17 protein-coding genes and 1 pseudogene are annotated in these 17,107 nt (G+C 62.4%); 3 read left to right on the forward strand and 15 right to left on the reverse strand.

Going from position 1 to position 17,107, the window contains the following annotated elements; all coding sequences use genetic code 11:
* Nucleotides 1-180 precede the first annotated feature (180 nt).
* Nucleotides 181-555, forward strand: a pseudogene (locus AvAM_RS06625) (ATP-binding protein); the annotation flags it as partial.
* Nucleotides 556-711: 156 nt separating this feature from the next.
* Here AvAM_RS06625 and AvAM_RS06630 read toward each other — a convergent pair.
* From AvAM_RS06630 to AvAM_RS06700, 15 genes are all read right to left on the reverse strand, one after another.
* Nucleotides 712-1,644, reverse strand: coding sequence for a CorA family divalent cation transporter (locus AvAM_RS06630; RefSeq protein WP_042797683.1), 933 nt, complete (start codon nucleotides 1,642-1,644; stop codon nucleotides 712-714).
* 5 nt (nucleotides 1,645-1,649) lie between these two features.
* A complete protein-coding gene (locus AvAM_RS06635) occupies nucleotides 1,650-2,186 on the reverse strand; it encodes an MOSC domain-containing protein (protein ID WP_034054001.1) in 537 nt (178 codons plus the stop codon).
* 23 nt (nucleotides 2,187-2,209) lie between these two features.
* A complete protein-coding gene (locus tag AvAM_RS06640; RefSeq protein WP_008647292.1) occupies nucleotides 2,210-2,656 on the reverse strand; it encodes a hypothetical protein in 447 nt (148 codons plus the stop codon).
* A 13-nt stretch (nucleotides 2,657-2,669) separates the two neighbouring features.
* Nucleotides 2,670-3,647, reverse strand: a complete 978-nt coding sequence (egtD, locus tag AvAM_RS06645; protein WP_034053995.1) for an L-histidine N(alpha)-methyltransferase — start codon at nucleotides 3,645-3,647, stop codon at nucleotides 2,670-2,672.
* Complete coding sequence (egtB, locus tag AvAM_RS06650; protein ID WP_197022694.1) at nucleotides 3,644-4,852, reverse strand: ergothioneine biosynthesis protein EgtB; 1,209 nt, start codon at nucleotides 4,850-4,852, stop codon at nucleotides 3,644-3,646. Before egtB ends, egtD begins: the two co-directional genes overlap by 4 nt.
* 21 nt (nucleotides 4,853-4,873) lie before the next feature.
* Entirely contained in the window at nucleotides 4,874-5,635 is a 762-nt protein-coding gene (locus tag AvAM_RS06655) for an FAD-binding oxidoreductase (protein ID WP_042797684.1), read from the reverse strand.
* Nucleotides 5,628-6,236 (reverse strand): sulfite oxidase-like oxidoreductase, encoded by a 609-nt coding sequence (locus tag AvAM_RS06660; RefSeq protein WP_008647302.1) that lies wholly within the window; start codon nucleotides 6,234-6,236, stop codon nucleotides 5,628-5,630. Before AvAM_RS06660 ends, AvAM_RS06655 begins: the two co-directional genes overlap by 8 nt.
* A gap of 17 nt (nucleotides 6,237-6,253) precedes the next feature.
* Nucleotides 6,254-7,663 (reverse strand): mercuric reductase, encoded by a 1,410-nt coding sequence (locus AvAM_RS06665; protein ID WP_034053982.1) that lies wholly within the window; start codon nucleotides 7,661-7,663, stop codon nucleotides 6,254-6,256.
* A complete protein-coding gene (locus AvAM_RS06670; RefSeq protein ID WP_034053981.1) occupies nucleotides 7,660-7,941 on the reverse strand; it encodes a DUF427 domain-containing protein in 282 nt (93 codons plus the stop codon). Before AvAM_RS06670 ends, AvAM_RS06665 begins: the two co-directional genes overlap by 4 nt.
* 32 nt (nucleotides 7,942-7,973) lie before the next feature.
* Complete coding sequence (locus tag AvAM_RS06675; RefSeq protein ID WP_008647313.1) at nucleotides 7,974-9,194, reverse strand: bifunctional alpha/beta hydrolase/OsmC family protein; 1,221 nt, start codon at nucleotides 9,192-9,194, stop codon at nucleotides 7,974-7,976.
* Nucleotides 9,191-9,631 (reverse strand): peptide-methionine (R)-S-oxide reductase MsrB, encoded by a 441-nt coding sequence (gene msrB / locus AvAM_RS06680; protein ID WP_034054008.1) that lies wholly within the window; start codon nucleotides 9,629-9,631, stop codon nucleotides 9,191-9,193. Before msrB ends, AvAM_RS06675 begins: the two co-directional genes overlap by 4 nt.
* A 567-nt stretch (nucleotides 9,632-10,198) precedes the next feature.
* Nucleotides 10,199-11,731 (reverse strand): YdiU family protein, encoded by a 1,533-nt coding sequence (locus AvAM_RS06685; protein WP_074423286.1) that lies wholly within the window; start codon nucleotides 11,729-11,731, stop codon nucleotides 10,199-10,201.
* Nucleotides 11,732-11,735: 4 nt separating this feature from the next.
* Nucleotides 11,736-12,224 carry a peroxiredoxin gene (locus tag AvAM_RS06690; protein WP_137746359.1) on the reverse strand — a complete coding sequence of 163 codons (489 nt, stop codon included), beginning with the start codon at nucleotides 12,222-12,224 and terminating at the stop codon, nucleotides 11,736-11,738.
* 85 nt (nucleotides 12,225-12,309) lie between these two features.
* Nucleotides 12,310-12,819, reverse strand: a complete 510-nt coding sequence (msrA, locus tag AvAM_RS06695) for a peptide-methionine (S)-S-oxide reductase MsrA (RefSeq protein WP_008652077.1) — start codon at nucleotides 12,817-12,819, stop codon at nucleotides 12,310-12,312.
* A gap of 124 nt (nucleotides 12,820-12,943) precedes the next feature.
* Entirely contained in the window at nucleotides 12,944-13,777 is an 834-nt protein-coding gene (locus AvAM_RS06700) for an AraC family transcriptional regulator (RefSeq protein WP_051519701.1), read from the reverse strand.
* 87 nt (nucleotides 13,778-13,864) lie between these two features.
* On the opposite strand from AvAM_RS06700, the gene AvAM_RS06705 reads away from it, so the two are divergent.
* Nucleotides 13,865-15,724 (forward strand): glutamine--tRNA ligase/YqeY domain fusion protein, encoded by a 1,860-nt coding sequence (locus tag AvAM_RS06705; protein ID WP_197970338.1) that lies wholly within the window; start codon nucleotides 13,865-13,867, stop codon nucleotides 15,722-15,724.
* 485 nt (nucleotides 15,725-16,209) lie between these two features.
* On the forward strand, nucleotides 16,210-16,914 hold the full coding sequence (locus AvAM_RS06710; protein ID WP_079385910.1) for an isocitrate lyase/phosphoenolpyruvate mutase family protein: 705 nt from the start codon (nucleotides 16,210-16,212) through the stop codon (nucleotides 16,912-16,914).
* Nucleotides 16,915-17,107: the final 193 nt, after the last annotated feature.

Here is a 17,107-nt window from a genome sequence, read left to right on the forward strand (position 1 = left end):
GCCAAATGCATCGATAACTGGCACCAATGGATGAAACCGACCACGGTTTGACGCCACGAATCGCAGATTTGAAAGTGAACAGGAAAGTCAATGAAATCAACGATCTACCAACACCACCTCCGCGCCAGTGCTAGCTTTTCGTACCGTCACTTATTGCACTGAAAACGAGGAGACCCCAACAAGTCCGGGCAGTTGGCACACCGGCTGATGTACGTCGATCTGGTGATCCTGGATGAACTGGGCTACCTGCCGTTCACGCAGTCGGGCGGTGCGATGCTGTTCCACCTGCTCTCCAAGCTCTACGAGCGAACGAGCGTGGTGATCACCACCAACCTCACCTTCTCGGAATGGAGCAGCGTCTTCGGCGACGCCAAGATGACAACCGCCTTGCTCGACCGCCTCACGCACCACTGCCACATCGTGGAGACAGGCAATGAGAGCTGGCGATTCAAGCACTCCAGTGCCGCTGGCGCGGCACCGTCCAAGCCACGTGCAAAAGCTCAGAAAGGAGATCGAAAAGCAGCAGACCCGATAGACTTATCCACAACCGAGTAGCCAGAACATCCATCAACCCAGTGGCTCAGTATTCGACGTGATCACTGGCTCAGTTGTGCTGATGAATCAACAGGCACGTATCGTTTTTCCTAACAGCGCACCCGTCCTTGATGGACGGCTCCGAAGATACATCTCAAACAGTCCACAAACCGTCTACTAAAGCCATTTGAACCAGCGAAAGACCGCTACCAACCCAACACTCATTAGTAAGCAAAGACCTACCAACACCCAGAAGCCATTGGTGGCATCTGCGAACGGCAGTCCCAGAAGATTGGCGCCAAACAGGCCAGTGACAAAGTTCAAGGGCAAGAAGATTGTGGATACCACGGCAAAAACATAAGAGCTTTGATTCAGCTGTCGCTCCTGAATGCGGTTTGCCTGGTCACTGAGGATATCGATACGGTCACGCAAATTCTCCAGCGTTTCGAGCAACCGCAACAGCTGGTTCAGGTGCTCCTCCAGTCGGCCTCGGTGATTTATATTCAGCGGCGGGACGACGAGAGTTGTCAACGTTTGAAGAACGGCTCGCTGGGGGCCAAGATGACGAAGAAAGCCAGAGATCGCGGTCTGGGTATTGGCCATGCTCGGGCATGCCGCTTCCGTCTGGTGCTGAACCAGAAGGCCGCCGATCAGATCCACCCCATCCTCCAGCATCTCGACCTGCTCGGAAACTTCCGCGAGGTGCTCTTCGATGAGATCGCAAAGGAAGTCACCTGGCGTTGCAGGGCCGCGCCCCTGAGAGATGTCTTCTGCAAGTTCGAGGATGGGATCCACATCCTCCTCGCGGGTCGTGATAACCCGACGCTCATCAATCCAGATTCGCATGGACACCATGTCCTCTGGATGCCCCACTCCATCAGCTCTCAGATGCATCGCTTTGAGCAGAACCATCACACCCTGCCCGTGGACGCGCAACCGCGACCGGGTATCTTCAGAGACCATCGCTGCGGCGATCAGCTTGTCCAGGCCGGTCGCGCTCGAGAGAAAACCTTCCGTCTCGCGGTGGTGGATGCACATGTGCAACCACGACGCACCGCCGGTCATCTGGAGAAGATGGAGGAACCCAGGCGTACGCTCTGCTTCGATCATGGCTCTCAGCCCACGGTGGATTCAACGTCAAGGTTAACGGTATCTCCAACCCGTAGCACGCCACCTACGACGATCCGTGCCGTGGCGCCCCCGTGACCACGCAGCGCGGCGTAACCGCCTTCACCGAGCTCGTCCTCCATGCGTGAACAAGGAGGACATGGCCCCGTGATTTCAATGCGGACCGAACCGCCAATTCGCCAGACAAAGCGCTCTTCCCGGAAAGGTGAATGCATCGCGGCGATGTTGATCCCCGAGATCACGAGGTTGCGCCGCAAACGCTCCGGGGCAATTGGGGCTTGCCCCGTCCAGACCCCGAGCAAGCTGAGGTGCTCAGCCTGGATCAGACTCAGCTCGCGATGGCGTTGCGCATCCGACTGACGAAGCCGCAGGGAGCGGTGATCGCCAATCAGCCCGAGACCCGGTTCGGCCCTGGCCTCCTGCACGGACACAGCGTCCTTGAGGCGATCCGGGCGCAGAACGATGGCACCAAGTCGACCTGTGCCATGAAAGCGCCGGACCAAGTCGCGCAGCGTGCCGCCCATCGTTCAGACTCGAATGAGGTGCATCACAAGACTTCCTCTATGTGCAGTTCGCGTTGCCGGAAGCTGACAACATCACCGGCTCGGGCATCTGCGATCGCTGCGTAGATGGGCGCCTGGGTGGAAATTCCCATGTAGGTGTTGCCGTCGCACTGGAAGGCATCGCTAGCAACCGCAATCACGAACCAACGCCCGTCGATGCGAACCACGGCGCCTGTCTCCACCGAATCCCGGGGACCGAAATCGATCTGACGTAAGACTTCCAGGGCCTCCTGATGATCGTGAATGGGGCATTCGAACGCCTGCGCCAGAGCGGCATTGTTGACGGCCCGCGACGCCGCATCGCTTTCACTGGGTTCATCTCCGCGGCCCGCCGCACCGACCAGGTATTGCGCATAGGTCTGTTCAGCAAACCGCAGGCGCCCTTCGGCAAGGTCCAGCATGGTCTGGCGCAGATGGGTCTTGTTGCTCATTAGGACTCCTTTTTCAGGTCGACGTTTGTTGCGTTGGGGTGAACGGTAGCCGGTGCCAGACGGTGATGGCGTACCAGCCTCGGGGGTCGGTCAGGGTGCAGGTGTTGTCAAACCCGCTTCGGCGTGCGAGGTGTTCGATTGAAGCCAGGGAGTATTTCTGGGATTGCTCTGTATAGATGGTCTCCCCGGCATGGAATACAAACCCTCGGTCAAGGGTTCTGCTGTGGACCACCTGGTCAACTTGGCTCACCAGAAAGCTTCTGGCCACGTGTTCCAGCGGACAGTAGCTGGCGTAGTGCCGAAATTTCGTCAGATCGAAGTCCATGCCCAACTCGCGATTCAACCGCGTCAGCAGATTCAAATTGAACGCAGCGGTCACGCCCTGTGAATCGTCGTATGCTGCGCGCAACATGGCCGGGTCCTTGACCAGATCCAGACCAAGCAGCACAAGGTCACCCGGGCGCAAATGCGAATGCACCCGCTGCAGCAGCTTGACGGCACCGTGTTCGTCGAGGTTGCCCAGATTGCTGCCCAGCAACATTGCAACCTGGCGTCGCCCTTCGGCAATCTGAGGCCAATGCTCGAAATAGTCTCCCAGCACCGGTTCGATGGCCATGCGGGGGAGGTACGTGTCAAAGCGGCGGCTCAGATCCGCTAGGGCGTGTGCGGACACATCCATAGGCCTGTAGATGCAATCCACTTCACGTTGCGCCAGTGCCTGGCACAGCGACAGCGTTTTGGCCCCGTCGCCGCTGCCCAGTTCAATCAGATCGATCGGGCTGCACCGAGGATCTATCCACCGGGAAAGCTCATCCGCGCGTGAGCGCAGCAGCTCGTGCTCAAGGCGTGTGAGGTAGTACTCGGGCAGCGCCATGATCTGCTGAAACAGGCGCGAGCCCTCATCGTCGTAGAACCAAGCGGATGAGAGCGCCTTCTGTGGTCGCGTCAACCCTTGCAGAACATGCTCCGTCAGTCTGTCCCGATCAGTCATGCGGACTCCCGCGAGCGAACAGGACGGATGCCCGTGAACTGCCAACGCAACGGAGCGTGAAAGAAGTTCCGGTATGTCAAACGGGCGTGGCCCGGCGATGTGGCCCAGGACGCTCCGCGCAAGACCTGCTGGTTCACCATGAACTTCCCGTTGTATTCGCCCACTGCGCCCTCGCTGCGGGCAAAACCGGGATAGGGCTGATAGGCACTGCGCGTCCATTCCCATCGACGCCCCCAGTCGAACCGGCTTGCCGCTGCTTCCCACTCGAACTCGGTGGGCAATCGCCACCCCGCCCAATCGCAGAAAGCGTGTGCCTCGTAGTAACTGACATGCGTGACTGGTGCCTGACTGGTCAGCGGCATCACCCCCTGGAGCGTGTAATGACCCCATCCGTCAGGCTGGTTAGGGTCGGGCTGCCAGTACATCGGCGCACGGAATTTAAGCGTTTGCACCCAGTCCCAGCCTTCCGCATGCCAGAGCGAATGGCGCTGATATCCTCCGTCGCGCATGAACTGAAGGTATTCATCATTGGTGACTAGCGCCACACGGATGTCTACTCCTTGAATGAGCGCCAAATGCGATGGCGACTCGTTGTCGAAGGCGAACCCTGGCCCCTGGTGGCCCATGCGAATCGTCTGCCCTTCGACGCTAAGCCAATCGTCCAGTGGTGGGCAGGTTCCATCATGTTCGGCCGTCACATCTTGGGGACCGATGCCCAGAGGGTCATACGCCGGATGCAATGGGTTGTGGCCCAGGATGTACTTGATGTCTGTGATCAGCAACTCCTGATGCTGTTGTTCATGCTGCATGCCCAGCTCTACCAAGGCCGCGACCGCGGGCTCCAGTGGTTCCTTCAGCATACGGCGCATGGACTCGTCCACATGCGCGCGATACGCCATCACCTCAGCCACCGTCGGGCGACTCAAGCTCCCTCGCTGCGGGCGTGCCAGGTGAGCGCCCTCCGATTCGTAGTAGCTGTTGAACAGGTAGCCATACAGAGGATGGAACAGTCGATAGTCCGGCTGTTGTTTCGCGAGGACAAAAGTCTCGAAGAACCACGTGGTGTGGGCCAAGTGCCACTTCGGCGGACTGACGTCGGAAACCGGTTGGGGAACATGGTCCTCGGCACTCAGAGGGGCACACAGACGTTCGCTGCGCGAACGGACAGAGACGTATCGGGTTAGGCGGATGTCTTCAGGTGTCACGGCAGATGAGAAAAAAGAGAGTCAACTTCCGAAGCGCTCGGTGCGGATGGAGACCTCGGGCACATTTAGCCCGGTGACCATATGAACGATGGACTCGACAAAGTCATTACGCCCGCAGATGAAAACCTGCGCAGATTCGGTCGCCACATCACCCAATTGCTGCAATGCCCAAGCAACATCGGCTCCATCAATGCGGCCAACGTGGTCCTGTGCGCGCGGGGCACAGGTATCCCGCGAGAGCGCCAGTCGGCTGCGAAACCGCGGCGTAAACGCTTCCCATCGCTGCAGGGTGGGCCAGAGCAACACTTCGTCAAGATGGCGTGCGGCAACCAACAGCGTTGTATGCGCTTGGCTGTATGCACCCACGCGTTGCGCTGCCATGGACAAAAGGGGAACGACGCCAGATCCTCCCCCAATCAGCAAGGCTGGTCGTGTGTTCGACTCGTCAAGCACAAAATGACCTCCAACCGGTCCGAGGACTTCAATCGTTTCGCCGTGCTGGGCCTTGTCGTGAAACCAGGTGGATACTTCGCCATCGTCCAAACGCTCAATGCCAAGCTCATAGAGCCCGGTACGTTGAGGAGGTGAGAGGAGTGAATAGCTCCGTTGTGCCTGATAGCCGTCTTCCGCTGTCAGTCGGACATCCAAATGCTGGCCCGGCCTCGGGCGAACCCATCTGTCAGGACGCAGCACCACCCGCATGACGCGTGGAGTCAGTGCCTGCAACGCATCGATGCGTGCGGTCTGCCAGCTCAGCCGGTGTTGACCAACAGCCTCATCCATAGCGCTCTTCCTTGAAAGGGTCGCCTCGCATGTGATAGCCCCGCAGTTCCCAGAACCCGGCCTCGTCGCGCTCGTTGAACTGCAGCGCATTGACCCACTTGGCCGACTTCCAGAAGTAGAGATGCGGCACCAACAGGCGTGCCGGTCCCCCGTGCTCGGGCGCGAGCGGTCGGTCGTCGTAGTGCGTTGCGATCATTGCGCGCCCTTGTGTCAGATCGGCCAACGGCACGTTGGTGGAGTAGCCGTCCTGAGAATGCGCCAACACCCAAGGCGTGGGCGCTTCCAGTCCGGCCGCCTGCAACAAGGTGTCCAACGTCACACCGCGCCAGCGGGTGTCGAATTTCGACCAGGTGGTAACGCAATGGATATCGACCACCTGCTCGGTCTGGGGCAGGGCCTGGAATTCGCTCCAGGTCCAAACGCGAACCGGCCGCACACCGACCTTCAAGGTCAAGCGCCAATCGCCAAGCGCCAAGGCTTTTGGGGTGGGGCCCGCAGTCAGCACGGGAAAACCTTCCGTCAGGGACTGTCCTGGCGGAAGTCGACCGCCGTGGTTGTGGACATCGCGATTGCGGCCGCTGAATGAGCGGTTGATGGGCATGGTGTGGGTCCTCCGGCTCACCCAGAACTTGCGGTCAAGGGCTTGCGTCGATCAATGATGGTGGGCAGGAACTCGGTGACCGTCGGGTGAACGGGCAATGCATCCCGGACCAACTTCCAGGTGCCGCCACTGGCCATCACCAGACCGATCGCCTGAATGATCTCGTCCGACTGGATCCCGAGCATGGTCGCTCCGAGGAAATGACCACTGTCCTCATCGATGAGGAGCTTGATCTTGCCCACGGTTTCGCCTTCTTCCTTCGCGCGACTGACGTCCTTCATGGCGTGAACCGCCTGGGAAATGCGTCGCCCTTCGGTCACGAGTTTTCGCGCGTCGGCCTCATAAAGACCGACGTGGGCCAGCGGAGGATCGGTAAACATGGCATAAATGCCGACGCGCGCGGCGGCGCTGCGTTGCCCTCCGGCCAGGTTCTCCGCCACGATGTCCTGATCGTGGTAGCTGGTGTGGGTAAAGGCCCCGCGCTGATTGATGTCACCCAGCGCCCAGATGCCGGGAACCGCGGTTTCGAGCCGGTCGTTGGTGACCAGGTAGCCTCGCGCACTGACCTCCAGGCCCACCGTTTCCAGGCCCAGACAGTCGGTGTTCGGTATTCGCCCGGTGGCCACCAGCAGGTGGCTGCCATCCACGCTGCGGCCACCAGCCAACTGCACCCGCACGCCAGCGTCGTTGTCCGCCTTGCCGACCCGCTCAATGCGCACGCCGGTGTTCACTTCGATGCCTTCCGCTGTCAGCATTCCGGTCACAGCGGCTGCAATGTCCTCGTCCTCGCGGGCCGTGAGGCGGGGCCCTGTTTCCAGAATGGCAACCTCACTTCCCAGCCGCCGAAAGATCTGAGCCATCTCCAGGCTGATGTATCCACCGCCGATGATCACCAGCCTGGACGGTAATTCACGCAGCGCCAACAGCCGTTCGTTGTCCAGGAACGGCAGCTCGTCCAGCCCAGGCACCGGCGGAACAAAGGGACGTGTGCCGGTGTTCAGCACCACCTTGGGCGCCACCAGCTGATGCTCGCCGGCCAGCACCACGAACTGTTCGCCTTCACGGCCCGCCAGGCGACCGCGCGCCTTGATGATGGTGAGTCCTTCCAACTGGCCCAGCCAGGCCTGCAGGCCAGAGCGAGCCTCCTCCACCCGGCGTTGCATGCGCTCCATCGCTGCCCTGAAGTTGACCTGGACCGACCCGGTTTGCACACCGAATTCGCTGGCCCGGCGCGCCATGTGAGCCACACGAGCCGACTTGCGTAGGGTCTTGGTTGGGGTGCAGCCCCGATTGACACAGGTACCACCCAGGTCACGCTCCTCGATGAGCGCCACCTTCATACCCCGGGCAACGAGTGTCGCGCCCAGAAAGGGACCGGCCTGACCGGCTCCGATCACGATCGCGTCGAACCTCTGTTCCCCGCTCATGGCCGCACCTCGACACCGCGCCAGAACGCCACCCTGCCGGTCACCGCCTCCGCACCAGCCTTGGGCGACGGGTAGTACCACGCCGCGTCAGCGTTCACGTCTTCGCCGACCACGACGTCGTAGTAGCTGGCCCGCCCCTTCCATGGACAGGTGGTGTGCGTATCGCTTGGTTTGAAATGTTCCGGGCGCAACGCGTCGTGTGGGAAATAGGCGTTGCCTTCAACTTCCACGATGTCATCGCTCTCAGCGATGGTGGTGCCTTTCCAGATGGCTCTCATGCTCCGTCTCCTTCGTTTGTGTGTGGTTGGGATCAGTCCCGAATCAGTGTGGTGGTGATCACCGGATGGTTCTCCAGCGTTCGATGCACGGGGCAACGATCGGCGATGCGCAACAGGTCCTGTCGCTGGCTTTCACTCAACGGTCCGCTCAGCAGGAGCTGCCGCGTGACGTGGTCAACCTGTCCCGAGCGATCCCCGCACTCCTGGCAATCGGTCGCGTGCGCGCGCTCATGACGCAACCTGACCTGGACATCCTTGAGCGCATAGCCTTTTCGCTTGGCGTACTGGCGCAATGTCATGGACGTGCAGGCGCCCAGCGACATCAGCAGAAGTTCATAAGGATCGGGCCCGCGTTCGCCACCACCCACTTCCTTGGGCTCATCGGCGTCGAGGTGGTGCGGACCTGCTCGCATCGATCGCCAGAAGGCGTGATCGTGCTCCCCCACCCACACCTCGCCCGCACGAAGGTCCGACGGCGCATCGTTTCGCTCGGCTCGCATCGGCAGAAACCGCGAGGCCCAGGCGCCAATCAGGTCAGCCGCATACTGCGCATCGGCCGGGCGCGTGAGCAGATGGTCCGCATCGTCCAGGCTGATGAAACTCTTAGGATGTCTGGCCGCCTTGAACAGGTCCTGTGCCTCGCCGATGTCCACCACCGCGTCACTTGGCGCGTGCATAACCAGCAAGGCCGCGCGAAGCCCCTTGACCGGGTTCTCGTGGGCTTGGGCCTGGAGCTCTTCAATGAAGGCCGGCGCGATCCTGAACGCCCGGCCGCCCAGGTCGACCTGGATCTGCCCATCCTCTTCGGACTTGGTCGGACCGAAGTGACGAAGCACATGGTCGGCCGTCGCGGGTGCGCCCAGCGTGCAAACCGCCCGTATGCCGTCGAGGCGGGCAGCCGCCGCGATGGCCGCCGTCCCCCCCAGGCTGTGTCCGACCAACAGTGCAGGCATGCCGATCGTGCTCTGCATCCAGTGCACCGCCGCCACAATGTCCGCCACGCTGGACGAAAAGCCACCGCGCCCGAAGTCGCCTTCGCTCTCGCCCAGACCGGTGAAATCAAAGCGCAGCGTGGCGATGCCCTGCTGAGCCAGCGCCCGGCTGATGCGGGTCGCGGCGAGAGAGTTCTTTCCGCAGGTAAAGCAGTGGGCAAACACCGCCAGGGCTTGTAACGGTGCATGGTCCGGGCGTTCCAAGACACCCACCAGCAGACCCTGGCTGCTGCCAGCGAAGCCTACCTTTTCGCTGCTCATGCTTTCTCCAGTGCCAGGGCGTTGATGCAGTAGCGCAGACCGCTGGGCTTGGGTCCGTCGGGAAACACGTGACCCAGGTGGGCGTCGCAGACGTTGCACGTCGTCTCCACCCGCACCATGCCGTGGCTGTTGTCTCCGTGATAGCCCACCAGACCCGGGGCAATGGCCTGCGTGAAGCTGGGCCAGCCGCTGCGGCTGTCATATTTGGTCGACGCATCGAATAGTTCAGTGCCGCAGCACACGCACCGGTAGATCCCGGGCGAAAACAGCGTACACATCGAGGAGCTGTGCGCCCGTTCGGTGCCCTTGAGCCGCGTGATTCGGAACTGCTCGGGCGTCAGCTGTTGGGCCCACTCGGCTTCGCTGCGCTCAACTCGGCGCGGTGGCGTCGGGTTGCCCGTTTCCACCAGTTGAATCACTCCTTTCCAAGTCAACATGTCGGGCCCAGGCTCCGGTGCCGCCGGTTCGTTTTCCAGCCGCTTGAGAAAGGTGACGAGCTTGTCGGCGTCGATTCGGAAATGGTTGTAGACCACTCTGCCATCGGGATCGATCAGGATGAACCAGGGTGTGCCGCCGTTGCGGTAGCGGCGCATCAGCTCCGAACCCGCGCCGTCCTGTTCGTCACCGGCGTCGTGCCCGAAGGGAATGCCCAGCGCGTAGCGGGAGTGATTGGCCAGCATGCGCTCCCAGGTGTTCGAACCGAAGTCCTCGAACACGGTCTGGACTGCGGCGAACCCGACGAAGTCGCTCCCCCGAAACGCGTCGACCACCCGGGCAAGCGCCGGAAAGCCGGTCGCATGGCACCCCGGGCAGGCGTCCTGAAAACAGAAGATGAGCTTGAACCGGCCGGGCATGCGGTCCAGGTCGAAGTGTTCCAGCGCCTGGCCCGACGCGTCCACCCACCGGGTCACACCCAGGGGAGCGGCCGCTTCGCCAAGGACACCGGGTTCCTGTTTCGTTGTGGTCATGCGAAGTCTCCTTTCAGAAATCGTTGGGTACCCCAATCAGGTGCCGCAGAAGGTGCGGTGGGCTGCGGCCACTTCGGGCGAGGCCGGCAGCGTGAATGGCCGCGCGGACTCCACCGTCTCGTACGGCCGCCCCAGCACCGCCAGCAGGCGCTCGAACGGACCGAGGTCGGCCTCGTCCACGGCACTCGACAGCGCCGCCTCCACCTGGTGATTGCGCGGGATCACGAAGGGATTGACCGACCACGCCGTTGCGGCGCAGTCCTGCAAGGTCCTTCCCTCCCGGGCCATGCGCTGGCGCCAGCGCGCCAGCCAGTCCGAGAGCGCCGGGCGCTCCCGTCCGAACAGGTCGTGCAGTGCGGCATCCGGCCCCGTGATGGCGTCGGACAGGAGGCGGAACGCCAGCGTGAAGTCCACCTTTTCCCGCTGCAGCAGCTGCAGGAAGTCGTCCGCCAGGGCGCGGTCGTCCGGCTCTTCAGCGGCCAAGCCCAGCTTGGCGCGCAGCTGCCCGGTCCAATGCCGGTCAAAGCGCACGGCAAACCCGGCCACCACCTGTTCCACCCGTTCCACGACGTCGATATCGCGGGCGTCCAGAACCGGCAGCAACGCTTCGGCCAGACGGGCCAGGTTCCATTGCGCCATGGCCGGCTGCTGGCCGTAGGCATATCGCCCCTGACGGTCGATCGAGCTGAACACCGTGGCCGGATCGAAACCCTCCATGAACGCACACGGACCATAGTCGATGGTCTCGCCCGAAATGCTCATGTTGTCGGTGTTCATCACCCCGTGGATGAAGCCCACGCCCATCCAGCGTGCAATCAGCTGCGCCTGCCGCTCACAGACGGCCTCCAGCATCGGAATGGGCTTGTCGGAAAGCTTGGCGAGGGCGGGGTCATGCCGCGCCACGGCATAGTCGAGCAGCCGCCGAAGCATCACCTCCTCCTCCCGCGCCGCGAAGAACTCAAAAGTGCCCACCCGCAAGTGGCTGGCCGCCACGCGCACCAAGATCGCCCCGGGGGGCGAGCCCTCGCGGTTCACCCGCTCACCGGTCCGGATCACCGCCAGCGCACGCGTCGTGGGAATGCCCAACGCGTGCATGGCCTCGCCCATGAGGTACTCGCGCAGCGCCGGGCCCAGTGCCGCCTTGCCATCGCCACGGCGCGAAAACGGCGTACGGCCCGACCCCTTGAGGGCCAGGTCCCGACGCTGTCCTGCCGTGTCGATGAGTTCCCCGAGCAGCAAGGCGCGGCCATCCCCCAAGTGTGGCGAGAACTGGCCGAACTGGTGTCCCGCGTAGGCCTGCGCCAGCGGCGCCGCCTCAGCCGGCATTTCCACGCCGGACAGCCACGCCAGACCGGTCGCAGACTTCAGCGTCGCCGGCTCCAGCCCCAGCTCCAGCGCCAGGGCGTCGTTGAACTGCACCCAGGCCGGGGCCGGGGACGGCTCGGGCTTCCAAGGCACATAGAACCCCTGCATGTCCCGGAAGAAGCTGTTGTCAAACGGCAGCCGAAACGCCGGGCCCGTCCCCGGCGTCTTCGGCTCCGACACGGCCTTTGGTGTGGACGCACGCATGACTTCAGGCCGCCTTGAGACCATCGTTCGAAGCGCCGAACGCCCCGATCAGCTGCCGCTCGTCGAGCTCGAAGTCGCTGTAGAGCACCTCGTCCAGCGGATCGATCACCAAAAACCACGGCGTGCCGCGCGTCCCGTAGTCCGCCATGAGCGACGACGCGCGTCCGATCGCAGGGTCGTGTCCGAACGGAATGTTCAAGCCGTAGCGCAACTGCGTCTCGCGCAGGCGCTCGAAGGTGTTGGACTCGGCGCCCTCGAACACGGTCTGCACCGCGGCAAACGCGAAGCCGCGATCGCCCAACGCCTTGATCAGCTTCTCCAGGGTCGGAAAGCCATGGCTGTGGCAGCCCGGACACCAGTGCTGGAAGCAGAAGATCACTTTGAACCCGTCGCCCAGATCGGACAGCTTCAGCGGTGCCATGCTGCGCCCTTCGCCGTCGATCCACCACGGCACCCGCAGCTCGGGCGCCTGTTGAATGCACCGGGATTGCATCACCATCTCCTCAGGAAAAAAACAGACACACCGGGTCGGCCCGCCCACTGGCGCGCCGACCCCCACCGTTCTTGAGCGTTGGCCGTCAGCCGATCTCGCGTCGCGGCAGCTTCCAGCCCGCACGGGGGTAGTGGCAGGTGTAGCCGTTGGGGTGCTTGACCAGGTAGTCCTGATGCTCGGGCTCGGCCTCCCAGAACGGCCCCGCGGGCGCGAGCTCGGTGACCACCTTGCCCGGCCACAAACCCGAGGCATTCACATCGGCAATGGTCTGCTGCGCCGTGGCCAGCTGCTCGTCCGAGGTGTAGAAAATGGCCGACCGGTAGGAACTGCCGCGGTCATTGCCCTGGCGCCCCGGGGTGCTCGGATCGTGGATCTGGAAGAAGAACTCCAGCAGGTCGCGAAAGCTCGTCTGCGTGGGGTCGAACTCCACCTCCAACGCCTCGGCGTGGGTGCCGTGGTTGCGGTAGGTGGCGTTGGGCACATCGCCGCCGCTGTAGCCCACACGGGTGCGCAACACGCCAGGCAGCTTGCGCACCAGGTCCTGCATGCCCCAGAAACAACCGCCGGCCAGGACTGCTTTTTCGCTCGGGTTCATCGTGATCTCCTTCAAAGTTCTGCCTCAAGGCATTGAACCTGAAGTCGGGTCCGTTCGGCACAGCACAACGGCATTCGGCGTCCGCATCACGCCACCGATCGTCCAGAACCAGGGCGCGATGGACCTACGGCTGACTCAGATGCTCCATCTGCCAAGCGCTGGGCGATTGCCCCGAGGCCCGTTGAAACGCTCGCGCGAATGCGGTGGCATTACCGTAGCCCACCTGAGAGGCCACCGCCTTCACTGCCTGCCCTTGCGCGAGTAGGTTGCGGGCAACCGCCATGCGCCAGTGGGTCAAGTAGGTCAACGGCGGTATGCCCACCACCTGGACAAAGCGCAGGGCAAAGGCAGACCGGGACAGGTGCGCCAGCTCCGCCATGCTGTCAAGCGTCCAGTCGTGCTCTGGCGATTCGTGCAGCATGGACAGCACCACACCCAGACGGCTGTCGACCATGGCCTCCAGCACACCGCCGGACAGCAGTTGCCGATCAATCAGGTGACGCACAAGCACCACGAAGGTGTATTGCAGCAGGCGGTCGATCGCTGCCCGATAACCAAAAGCACGTGCCTCGGCCTCCTCGAACAGCAGCTCTACCGGTCGCTGCAGCGATGACGTGGCGGTCAAGTCAATCACCGTGACGTCCGGCAAGATCATGTCCAGCGGCGGCGCCAATTCACTGAGGGTGGCGCACATCAGGTCCACCCCCTGCGGCCCTGAGCCCTGAACCCAGTGCTCCAACGCGCGGGGAAGCAACAGCACGCTGGGCGCCCGCACGTTCAGCGGCGCAAAGCCCTTGCGCGTCAGTTGCAGCTCGCCGCGACTCAGCAGGTGCATCGTCCCCTGCTTGAGGCCGTCAGCCTCGGATCCCTGCGTCAGGGTACAGAGATTTCCCGAGAAAAACATGCGCGCCGTGGGGGTGAACCGTAACAGCTGGTTCAGCAGAGAGGCGTTCGGCAAGGGAGTGCTTTGGTTCAAGCGCGTGACACCTGTTGTGGGTTAGACCTTGATTATCTTGGAGCTTCCGCCTCTCCTTAGAATGACTGCATGCCCCCCCCGTCCCTTTCGTCCAGCATCTCTCGACACCACCAAGCTCCCGCAGAAATTGAGGGCCAGGCGCTCAGGACGTCAAACTTCCTGCGCCAGGTCATTGAAAAAGACCTCGCCACCGGCACCTACGCCCAGCGCCAATGGGGCGGCGGCCCGGGTGATGCCGCCTTCCACGACGCCGGCCAGCCCGACCCGGCCAAGATCCGCACCCGCTTCCCGCCCGAACCCAACGGCTACCTGCACGTGGGCCACGCCAAGAGCATCTGCCTGAACTTCGGCCTGGCGCGCGACTACGGCGGCGTCTGCCACATGCGCTTTGACGACACCAACCCCGAGAAGGAAGAAAAGGAGTACGTGGACTCCATCCTCGACGCGGTGCAGTGGCTGGGTTTCAACTGGGAATCCAACTTCAACGGCAAGCAGGAAAGCCACCTGTACTACGCGTCGAACTACTTCGACTTCATGTACCGCGCGGCCGAATACCTTATCACCGCCGGCCACGCCTATGTGGACGAGCAGACAGCCGAAGACATGCGCATCAACCGCGGCGACTTCGGCAAGCCCGGCGTGGACAGCCCCTTCCGCAGCCGCAGCCCGGAAGAGAACCTGGCCCGCTTCCGCGAGATGCGCGACGGCAAACTGGCCGACGGCGCCGCCGTGCTGCGCGCCAAGATCGACATGGCCTCGCCCAACATCAACCTGCGCGACCCGGCCATCTACCGCATCCGCCGCGCCACGCACCACAACACGGGCGACGCCTGGTGCATCTACCCCATGTACACCTTCGCGCACCCCATCGAGGACGCGCTGGAGCAGATCACCCACAGCATCGCCACGCTGGAATTTGAAGACCAGCGCCCGTTCTACGACTGGTTGCTGGAGCGTTTGTGCGAAGGCGGCCTGCTCAAGGCCCCACCGCCGCGGCAGTACGAATTTGCGCGCCTGAACCTGACCTACGTGATCACCAGCAAGCGCAAGCTGGCGCAGCTGGTGAACGAGAAGAAAGTCAGCGGCTGGGACGACCCGCGCATGCCCACCATCGTCGGCCTGCGCCGCCGCGGCTACACGCCCGAGGCCATCCAGCTGTTTGCCGAACGCATCGGCGTGACCAAGAGCGACTCCTGGATCGACTACAGCACGCTCGACGGCTGCCTGCGCGAAGACCTGGAAAACAAGGCCCACCGCGGCATGGCCGTGCTTGACCCCGTCAAGCTGGTGCTCACCAACTGGGCCGAAGTGTTCGGCTCTGACGGCTACACCGAAGACTGCACCCAGCCCGCCCTGCCCCACAGCACCATTGCCGAAGGCCAGACGCCGCCGCCTGACCGCGTCTTCAAGATCGGCAAGGACGTGTGGATCGAACGCGAAGACTTTGAAGAAGTGCCGCCCAAGGGCTACAAGCGCCTGTTCCCAGGCAACGTGGTGCGCCTCAAAGGCGGCTACGTCATCGAATGCACGGGTTGCGCCAAAGACGCCGAAGGCAAAGTGACCGAAGTGCACGCCAAGGTCATCCCCGGCACCAAGAGCGGCACCCCCGGCGCCGACAGCGTCAAGGCCAAAGCCGCCATCACCTGGGTGGGCAACGCCGACGGGGTGAGCGCCGAAGTGCGCCTGTACGACCGCCTGTTCACCGACCCGCAACCCGACGCGGGCGGCAAGAACTTCCTGGACGCGCTGAACCCCGACAGCCTGAAGGTGGTGACGGCGGTTGTGGAGCCTTCACTGGCTGCAGCGAAGCCAGACCAGAAATTCCAGTTTGAGCGCCACGGCTACTTCGTGGCCGACCGTGCGGACCACGGGGTGGGCGGGAAAGTGGTGTTCAACCGGGTGACGGGGTTGAAGGATCGTTGGAATTGATCGCTATTCCCACTCTGTGCTTGCTTAATGCCTCGTACAAATCGTCTTTGTTGAAGACATCGCCTTGCACCACTTCACTCTCAGAATCTGGGGGTAGCTATCTACTCCGTTTTGGCGAGTAGGTGAACAGATCCGGAACAACGCGCGGTTGACACGGCCACATAGGAGTTGCGGAGCGTTTGCCCGGTAAACCTGTCTTGAATCGTCCCGAGGAGATTCGAACGCGCTGCCTAAAGCAACCACGCAAGCAACGTGAGCCGTTTTTCGACACCGACGAATCTGTGCATGCGCTGGTTATGGTCGAAAAGTGAGGCGCTCTACCAAATCGCAAAAACGGCAGGAAGTACATGGGTGTGTGGCATACCTCCCCCGACAACAGGGCGCACGCTTTACGACAAGTTGATGCGGTGTCTGGGCGAGATTGCCCATACGCACGATACCGACTGAAGTACCCGCCACCAACTTCGGCGACTAGGATGGCCATAATGAGCCAAATCCAACGGGGTCTACGGTTCCAGCAATTGCACACTGCCGAGGCCATCTTTCTGATGCCCAACGCTTGGGACGTTGGTAGTGCGCTGATGCTCGCGTCCTGCGGCTTTCCCGCTATCGCCACTACGAGTGCAGGCGTGGCTTTCTCGCTGGGATTCCCTGATCAAGAAGCTGCTGTGAGCAGGGAGACCATGCTGGATCGCGTGGGGTCCATTGCTGCGGCAAGTCCACTTCCTGTCTCCGCCGATCTCCAGTCGGGCTACGGTGCGAGCCCTGAAGAGGTTGGAGAAACCATCGCGGCTGCGATTCGTGCTGGTGTGGTGGGCGCGAACATCGAGGACTACAGCGGCAATCCTGCGCAAGCCCTGTTCGACAGAGAGCACGCTGTCGCGCGCGTTCGGGCAGCAAGACGCGCCGCGGACGCGTCGGGAGTTCCTTTTGTTCTGACGGCCCGATCCGATGTCTACCTGACTGGTGCGAGCAATGTTTTTGCAGAGGCCGTCGAGCGATGCAATGCGTACCGAGAGGCGGGTGCGGATTGCCTCTTTGTGCCGGGGGCTTCCGACCCCAAGACCATCGAAGCGCTCGTCCGGGAGATCAATGCCCCCCTCACCGTGGTCATGGGCCTGACAGGTTCACCTCTCACCGTGCCCCAACTCGGATCTTTGGGGTCTCCTCGTTTTCAGTGCAATAAGTGACGGTACGCAAAGCTAGCACTGGCGCGGGGGTGGTCTGGGTAGACCGTTGATTTCATTGACTTTCCTGTTCGCTTTGTAAACGGGTATGGTGGCCTCCCACTTTTGAGGTTCACGATGCAGGGTTGGCACACAACGTTTTTGGGGATGCGTTGGCTCCCCCGCGATATCAGCGACTTCGAGATGAAGGCATTTT

The organism is Acidovorax sp. NB1 (assembly GCF_005405905.1).
Taxonomy (GTDB): domain Bacteria; phylum Pseudomonadota; class Gammaproteobacteria; order Burkholderiales; family Burkholderiaceae_C; genus Acidovorax.

Bases quoted from the DNA above. Each gene is read 5' to 3' on its own strand.
- AvAM_RS06655 (WP_042797684.1), bottom strand. From the start codon at position 5,635: ATGGATGAGGCTGTTGGTCAACACCGGCTGAGCTGGCAGACCGCACGC.
- AvAM_RS06640 (WP_008647292.1), bottom strand. From the start codon at position 2,656: ATGAGCAACAAGACCCATCTGCGCCAGACCATGCTGGACCTTGCCGAA.
- AvAM_RS06675 (WP_008647313.1), bottom strand. From the start codon at position 9,194: ATGAGCAGCGAAAAGGTAGGCTTCGCTGGCAGCAGCCAGGGTCTGCTG.
- AvAM_RS06685 (WP_074423286.1), bottom strand. From the start codon at position 11,731: ATGCGTGCGTCCACACCAAAGGCCGTGTCGGAGCCGAAGACGCCGGGG.
- AvAM_RS06670 (WP_034053981.1), bottom strand. From the start codon at position 7,941: ATGAGAGCCATCTGGAAAGGCACCACCATCGCTGAGAGCGATGACATC.
- AvAM_RS06705 (WP_197970338.1), top strand. From the start codon at position 13,865: ATGCCCCCCCCGTCCCTTTCGTCCAGCATCTCTCGACACCACCAAGCT.
- msrB (WP_034054008.1), bottom strand. From the start codon at position 9,631: ATGTTGACTTGGAAAGGAGTGATTCAACTGGTGGAAACGGGCAACCCG.
- AvAM_RS06710 (WP_079385910.1), top strand. From the start codon at position 16,210: ATGAGCCAAATCCAACGGGGTCTACGGTTCCAGCAATTGCACACTGCC.
- AvAM_RS06665 (WP_034053982.1), bottom strand. From the start codon at position 7,663: ATGAGCGGGGAACAGAGGTTCGACGCGATCGTGATCGGAGCCGGTCAG.
- AvAM_RS06660 (WP_008647302.1), bottom strand. From the start codon at position 6,236: ATGCCCATCAACCGCTCATTCAGCGGCCGCAATCGCGATGTCCACAAC.
- egtD (WP_034053995.1), bottom strand. From the start codon at position 3,647: ATGACTGATCGGGACAGACTGACGGAGCATGTTCTGCAAGGGTTGACG.
- msrA (WP_008652077.1), bottom strand. From the start codon at position 12,819: ATGAACCCGAGCGAAAAAGCAGTCCTGGCCGGCGGTTGTTTCTGGGGC.
- AvAM_RS06630 (WP_042797683.1), bottom strand. From the start codon at position 1,644: ATGATCGAAGCAGAGCGTACGCCTGGGTTCCTCCATCTTCTCCAGATG.
- AvAM_RS06635 (WP_034054001.1), bottom strand. From the start codon at position 2,186: ATGGGCGGCACGCTGCGCGACTTGGTCCGGCGCTTTCATGGCACAGGT.
- AvAM_RS06690 (WP_137746359.1), bottom strand. From the start codon at position 12,224: ATGCAATCCCGGTGCATTCAACAGGCGCCCGAGCTGCGGGTGCCGTGG.